The organism is Nodosilinea sp. LEGE 07088, assembly GCF_015207395.1.
Lineage (GTDB): Bacteria > Cyanobacteriota > Cyanobacteriia > Phormidesmidales > Phormidesmidaceae > Nodosilinea.
The window spans coordinates 1-6,776 of the sequence record NZ_JADEWX010000240.1 but is presented as its reverse complement, the minus strand read 5'-3'; the positions used below and the strand labels follow the sequence as shown (position 1 = coordinate 6,776).

The following is a 6,776-nucleotide window of genomic DNA, read 5'->3' as shown; positions in this document are numbered from 1 at the left end:
GGCAGGGGGTGCTGCTGAGCGGGTTTTTGGCCTGCGTAGTGGGGGCGACAGTCGGCGGCGGGGCGATCGCCCTCAAGCTGATTAGCCGTCGCCAGCCCATGCCCTTTGGCCCATTTTTGGCGGTTGGTGCTGTAATCACCCTGTTCTGGGGTGAAGCGCTGATCGGAGCCTATCGGGCATTGTTCTGGCCAACCCTGTAGGGGTACTCAGGTGCCTCAGCGCTGCTCCTTACTGCCAAAAATCTTCGGGATGAATGACTTACCGCTCGGTCTGAATTGCTTGCAAGTAGTCACTCTGGATGATTTCTTCTGAAAGGATCGCCGCATGCCAATTAACCAAACTGAGATCTCCAGTTATGATAAGTGCACTTGATCTAGTGCCCTCTGTGTTGTGACCGACTCTGCGATTCGCAACGTGAATGCCCCCGCTACACCTGCAAATGCCACCGCTGCTGGTCTACCCCAGCAGCGGTGGCAGGTGGCGGCCGCCAATGCCCCCCTGGCCACATCCCTAGCCCAGGCGACGGGGCTATCGCCGCTGCTCACTCAGGTACTCCTTAATCGCGGCATTACAACCCCCGAGCAGGCGACGGATTTTTTAGACCCCGAGCGTCAGCAGCTGCCCTCGCCCCTAGAAGAATTTCCCGATTTGGCGGCTAGTTTAGAGCTGCTGCTGGAAGCGATCGCAACTCAGCAGGCGATCGCCATCTGCGGCGACTACGACGCCGACGGCATGACCAGTACAGCCTTGCTGCTGCGGGCATTGCGGGCGCTAGGAGGGCAGGTGAGCTACACCATTCCCAGCCGCATGGCCGAGGGCTACGGCATCAACACCCGCATTGTCGAAGACTGCTACGCCGACGGGGTGAGCCTCATTCTCACCGTCGATAATGGGATTGCCGCCGTGGCCCCGATCGCCCGGGCGCGGGAGCTGGGGCTGGCGGTGATTGTCACCGACCACCACGACATTCCGCCCGAAATTCCCCCGGCCAACGCTATTCTCAACCCCAAGCTGCTGCCCGAGACCTCACCCTACCGGGGGGTGGCCGGGGTGGGGGTGGCCTATATTTTGGCGGTGTGCTTGGCTCAGGCCCTGGGGCGTACCCAGGATCTCACCGGGCCGCTGCTGGAGCTGTTTACCCTGGGCACCATTGCCGACCTGGCCCCGCTGACCGGGGTGAATCGTCGCTGGGTGCGGCGAGGGTTGGGGCTGCTGCCCAGGTCGCGCCTCTTTGGCATTCAGGCGCTAATTCAGGTGGCGGGGCTGGCTGACCAGAGCAAGCCGCTGAAGCCCGAGCACATTGGCTTTCGCCTGGGGCCCAGGATCAACGCCGTGGGCCGCATCAGCGATCCACAGATTGTGATTGATCTACTCACCAGCGACGATGTCGGGGTGGCCCTGGAGCGGGCGATGCAGTGCGAGCAGATCAACGCCACCCGTCAGGATCTCTGCCAGACCATTGAGCAGGAGGCGATCGCCTGGTGCGAGCAGCAGCGATCGCTGGGCACGGTAGATATAGAGCGCGATCGCGTGCTGGTGGTCGTGCAGCCCGGCTGGCACCACGGTGTGATCGGCATTGTCGCCTCACGGCTGGTGGAGCGCTACGGCGTGCCCGTCTTTATTGGCACCTACGAAGACGACGACCACAGCGTGATTCGCGGCTCGGCCCGGGGTATTCCTGAATTTGACGTGTTCGTCGCGCTGCAAACCTGCCATGACCTGATGGAGAAATTTGGCGGGCATCGGGCCGCCGGAGGCTTTTCGTTTTTGGCCAAGCATCTGCGCCAGGTGACCTCGCGGCTGTCGCACTACGCCTGCCAAACCCTCACGGTCGATCTGCTCAAGCCCCTGGTCAAAATCGATAGTCAGGCCCGCCTCGACCAGATCGACCAGGGCCTCTTCGACCAGATCGACCACCTGCACCCCTGCGGCATTGAAAACCCCGACCCAGTCTTTTGGACCCCAAACCTGCGAGTGCTGGAGCAGCAGACCGTGGGCCGCAACCGCGACCATCTGAAGCTGATGCTGGGTGATGAAGGCAGTACGACCATTAAAGCGATCGCCTGGCGCTGGGGCGAATACTACCCCCTGCCCGATTGCCTTGATGTGGCCTACAAGCTCAAGCAAAACGAATGGCAGGGCACTACTACCGTCGAGCTAGAGCTAGTGGGGGTGCGCCCCGCTGCTGCTAGCGCCTCAGCCCGTTCAAAAACCTCGCGGGTGGTGCCGCCGCCGCGACCCACTGGCCCCTCGCTGCCTAGCCTGGTGAACGGAATTCCGCCGCTCAGGGTCAGTGAAACGACAGTGGATTCAGAGCCAGCCTCTGTCGCCGTGCCGCCCCCGACTGCCCAGCCAGCCTCAGCTCCTGAACCTCAGGTCGCTAGCGCTGAACCACCCACCCCAGCGCTTGCTGCCCCCCAGACTCCCGCAGCTGGGGCCGAGTTCACCTACAGCAATCGTCGCTATACCGCTAATACCCATACCACCGCAGCGACGACCACCCTCACCCTGAGTAATCCCGAAGGGCAGCGCCTGGTGGTCAACCGGGGCGATATCCAGGGATGGCTCTACCTACCGGGGGAGTCAGCTCAGCCCGTTGACCTCAGCGACCCCCAGTACGGTAATTTGGTGCGGGCGGGGGCAGCGGCGATCGAAATTCAGCAGTTGACCCAGCAGCTCGCCGCCGCCGAGGCTCGCCTGGCCCAGCAAGATACTCTACTGGCCGAAAAAGATACTCATCTAGCCCAGCTCCAGGCTACACAGACTCCGCGCCCAGCCGTTCCTACGTCTGCGGCTCCGGCCCCGGTGCAACAGGTCGTCCCAGTCATACAAGCGACCCCCCGGACTCAATCTCCTCAGCCTGCACCTGCACCCATTACGTCGCCCCAAACGCCCCTACCGCCCGTGGCTCCCATGGGTCTGGAGGCGGCCAAACAGCAGGTGCGTCAGGCGGTCGGCGATCCGGTCTGGTTTTGCCTGAGCCCTGCCAGCCAAAAAGACCTGGCCATTGCCCTGGCTCACCTGGCTACGGCCAGCAATCCCATTGCCGACCCAGCGCCCCTGGCTGGGTTAGCTACGGTGCTTGAGCGTGAGCTGTTGCAGCCCTTACTCAGCGACTTTACCCAATACGGTGACCAAACCGGCGACCCCGATCTGATGGCCATGGCCAACGATCTGACCCAGGCCCCGGGGCTGGCCTCGCTGCCGCCCCTGCTCAGTGAAACCTGGAAATCGCTATCGCCTAAGGCCCTGGCCGCCGCCAACAAACCCCGTAAGGGGCTATATCAAACCGTCTCGGCGGAGGGCAACGACACGCCCTTCCCGATCGATGACAGCCATCGGGTGATGCTCGACGAATTTCTCCAGGGCTGGGACCACCCCATTGCCCGCTGGCTAACGGGAGCGGGGAGCGAAGCGGCCTCAGACTTGGCCCAGGTGGCCCAAATTCAGCAGGCGGGCAGCGCCTTACCGCTGTGGCAGGGGCAGCTAATGCAACATTTGGTGCTGGGCCAGCGTCCCAAAAAAGGAATCTTACAGAAAATTTTTGGGTAATGCTGCCGATCTTTTAATTGACAGAGTATGGTGGTTGGCAAGCCCTACCCAAGTCTCGGTAGTTTCTCTTGCTTGCAATGGTTAAGCTGGCGTTCAAGCCCCAATATTGGTTGGTCTATGGCCTGTCGGCAGTGCTGGTGTCCTGTTCGGGGGGCGGCAGCGGTGCCAACCGCCCCACTCGGTTCGTTAACGTTCAGCCGATTCAGGTGTGCGACGACTTTGGCCTGATTTGTGCCGATCTGGCCCTGTTTGAAGCGGCCACCCGCAAAATTTGGGCCCAGGCCAATATTGATGTCAGCTTTTTGAGCCCCAATCGACTCAACGCCAGCCGCTTTCTCACCATCGACAGCCAAGCCGAGTTCGCGGAGCTTTCCTTTGCGGGCGGGGCCGGAGCCTTTGGCCGCAACCCGCTATCAACCCGCAGCACTGGCCCTATCAGCCTGTGGTTTGTGGAGAGCATTTTTCCGTTGGGCGGAGCCAGCACCCTGGGCCTGGGCTGGATTGGTCAAAACGGCATCGTCATTGACGACGACATTCTGGCGTTTAACAACGGCATTGGCCGCCTCGACACCGTAGCCCATGAAATCGGCCACAACCTGGGCCTGACCCACGAAGGCTTTGGGGCCGGCGGGGCCAACAATTTGATGACCGACGGCAGCTTTCGCAATTCCCCCAGCTCCCTCAGCGACATTACCCCTGATGGGGCTCGCCTAGATCGACTCACCGATCGCCAAATTGAGGAGGCCCGGGGTAACCCTTTGACCCGCTCAAGCCCTGGTCTATCGGGAGATGTAGCCCCCTCAAATCTGCCTGTAGAGCCACCGCGCCTAGATGCGCCTGCGCTATCTCCCGACGCGATCGCCGCTGGTGAGCCCTTAGCTGCCCTGCCTCCGGTGCTTGACTTAGCGCTACAGCCTGAGGCCGCCTTTGCTGACCCCACGCCCCCGCGCTCTATCCCCAACGGCCCAGCGATGGGTCTAATGACGGCGGTGCTGTTGGCGGGATACCTGAGTTGGCAGCCCCGGAGGTAGCTATGCTCAATGCCATGGGTGGGGTTATCGTCGGTGGTTACCTGTGGGGACAGCTGGCGATGATGCCAGTCTTGTCTGCCCCGCCGACTGAGACTTTGCTGCTGACACAATCGCAACCTATGCTCGGTCAGGATACTATTCCCTACCCGCCGGTAATGCGCCATGGGGCGTCTCCCGAGGGCCGTTACCACCTCACGTTGACCCTAGTCGAAGGGGCTGACCCCCCCCACACTGTGGCCAGCCTGTTTGAAACCCTGGGCGATCGCTGTCAGCAGGTCTGGTCGCGCCCGCTGCCCCACAGCTATGGCCCCCGACTGGGGCTGGTGAATGACAGCGGCACCGTGGTGCTGCTCGACGAGTGGATCAATGTGGCCAGTACCCGGGCCGTGGTGGTGTTAGGTCGGGATGGCGACGCGATCGCTGAGCACAGCTTTGACGATATTGTGGCGGTCACTGGCGAGACCCGGGCTGAGGTGGTCGAGCAGGCGAAGCAGGGCTTTTGGCTGGGGGGCAGCCCAGAGATGCAGAATGACGGCTCCTATTTGGCGATTCCGACTGCGGGGGGAGAACTCACCCTCAACCTGGCAACTGGTGCCATGGGATTCTAGCGCCGGGTGGACTTCAGCGGTAGGTTTTATTGCCATGGGGGCTGCTATAACGAAAACAGCGATCGTCGTCTCGGTCGCCTCTCTACTAGCCCCAGGAGACAGCACAATCGATGGCCAAGGGTGAGCAGATTTACGTCATGCGTGACCTGGCCGGGGTGCCCGGTCTATACCAGCATCACGGCATCGACGGCGGTGATGACACCGTCATCCACTACAGCAAGGCGCAGGAAGAGGCCGAAATTTCCCGCACCAGCTACGCCACCTTCTCCTGGGGTAACCGGGTCTACCCCGTGCGGCAAAGCCTGATCTATACGCCAGACATGGTGATCGAGCGGGCCACCAGTCGCCTGGGCGAGCGCCAGTACGACCTGCTGCAAAACAACTGCGAGCACTTTGCCACCTGGTGCACCACGGGCCGCAGCGAAAGCCGCCAGCTCACCAACTTTGGCCTGCGGCTCGACCAGCTCAACCTGCCTGAGCTGCGGCGACTGGCCGAGGGCGATCGCCGCACCACCAGCCCTGAAGAAGCCCGCGCCAACTTCCAAAAAGCCCTCGGCGACATCGCCACAGCCTACAACACCACCCTCGCTGACCAGCAGGTTGCTTACAAGGAGGCCGACGACTGGCACCGGGTGGCTCAAAAGGCCCTGGGCAATAACCGCGAAGACCTCGCCCGCGCCGCCCTGCACCGCAAAGTGGCGGCCCAAAAGCGAATTGAAATGCTCACTGCCCAGCTCAGTGATCTGGTAGAGCTAGAGCTAGATCTTCAGCGCAATCGGGCGATCGCAGAGAGTCGTCTAGAGCTAGATTGAGGTATCCACGCAAGCCGGGACAAGTCTGGGCGTGGGGAATTCAGGAGTCAGAAGCCAGAAGGCCGCGCTCTCCTGGCTCCTGGCTCAAAAACTTGGCTCGCTTTCAGCTAATCTCCCTTGAAGAACTCCGTGCAATCAAGCAAAAATTTCGGCTGGGGTAAGGCCAAACGCTGGCACCAGCGTGGATTGAATCTGCTCGGCTCCGCTGTAGACGGTGTCTTCGTACCGCCCATTCACCCACAGGCACCGGGTGACTTGCCGAGTCTCCGGGTCAACAATCCAGTACTCGGCGATGCCTTGCGCGGCGTACTCGGTGTGCTTGTAGCGGTAGTCGTGGTCGCGGTTGGCCTGGCCGGGGCTGACCACTTCTACCACCAGGGCCGGGGGCGGCATCTCGCGGGTAATCGTGGCGCGGGTGGCCCCGGCCACAGCGGCTTTTGACTCTTCGGTATGCACCAGTAGGTCAGGAATTCGCGCGGTGGCACGACGCCCGGTGACTTCTACTTCAGTTCCCCACACAACCCAGTCGGCGGGAAAGTATTTGATCAACTCTAGAAACAGCTTCCTGGCAATCCCGATGTTTTCATCACTTTCTGGAGGCCTTTCGACCAGTGCTCCGTTGACTAGTTCGTAGCGAGTGTCTGTGCCGTCGTCGTAGGCCAGATACTGCTCAAAGCTTAGGTAGGTGGTGGGAGATGAAACGGCTTGAGTCATGGGGTAAAGCTCTGTGCTTGCAGGGACGCTGATACCGTATCTGGGCTAGGGAGCAGGGG

4 protein-coding genes and 2 pseudogenes are annotated in these 6,776 nt (G+C 61.6%); 5 read left to right on the top strand and 1 reads right to left on the bottom strand.

The genetic code is table 11. The annotated features are described in order from the left end of the window. The 5 genes and pseudogenes from IQ254_RS28575 to IQ254_RS28555 form a co-directional block, all read left to right on the top strand. Positions 1–200 (top strand): annotated as a pseudogene (locus IQ254_RS28575) (prepilin peptidase); the annotation flags it as partial. A gap of 214 nt (positions 201–414) precedes the next feature. Then, positions 415–2,178 (top strand): annotated as a pseudogene (gene recJ / locus IQ254_RS34055) (single-stranded-DNA-specific exonuclease RecJ); the annotation flags it as partial. 1,451 nt (positions 2,179–3,629) lie between these two features. After that, entirely contained in the window at positions 3,630–4,583 is a 954-nt protein-coding gene (locus IQ254_RS28565; protein WP_193969543.1) for a reprolysin-like metallopeptidase, read from the top strand. A gap of 2 nt (positions 4,584–4,585) precedes the next feature. Further along, entirely contained in the window at positions 4,586–5,191 is a 606-nt protein-coding gene (locus IQ254_RS28560) for a hypothetical protein (protein ID WP_193969542.1), read from the top strand. A gap of 110 nt (positions 5,192–5,301) precedes the next feature. Then, positions 5,302–6,003: a lecithin retinol acyltransferase family protein gene (locus IQ254_RS28555; RefSeq protein ID WP_193969541.1), complete on the top strand. Its 702-nt coding sequence runs from the start codon at positions 5,302–5,304 to the stop codon at positions 6,001–6,003. A gap of 135 nt (positions 6,004–6,138) precedes the next feature. On the opposite strand, the gene IQ254_RS28550 is transcribed toward IQ254_RS28555, so the two are convergent. Next, on the bottom strand, positions 6,139–6,717 hold the full coding sequence (locus IQ254_RS28550; RefSeq protein ID WP_193969540.1) for a Uma2 family endonuclease: 579 nt from the start codon (positions 6,715–6,717) through the stop codon (positions 6,139–6,141). Between the last annotated feature and the right edge of the window lie 59 nt (positions 6,718–6,776).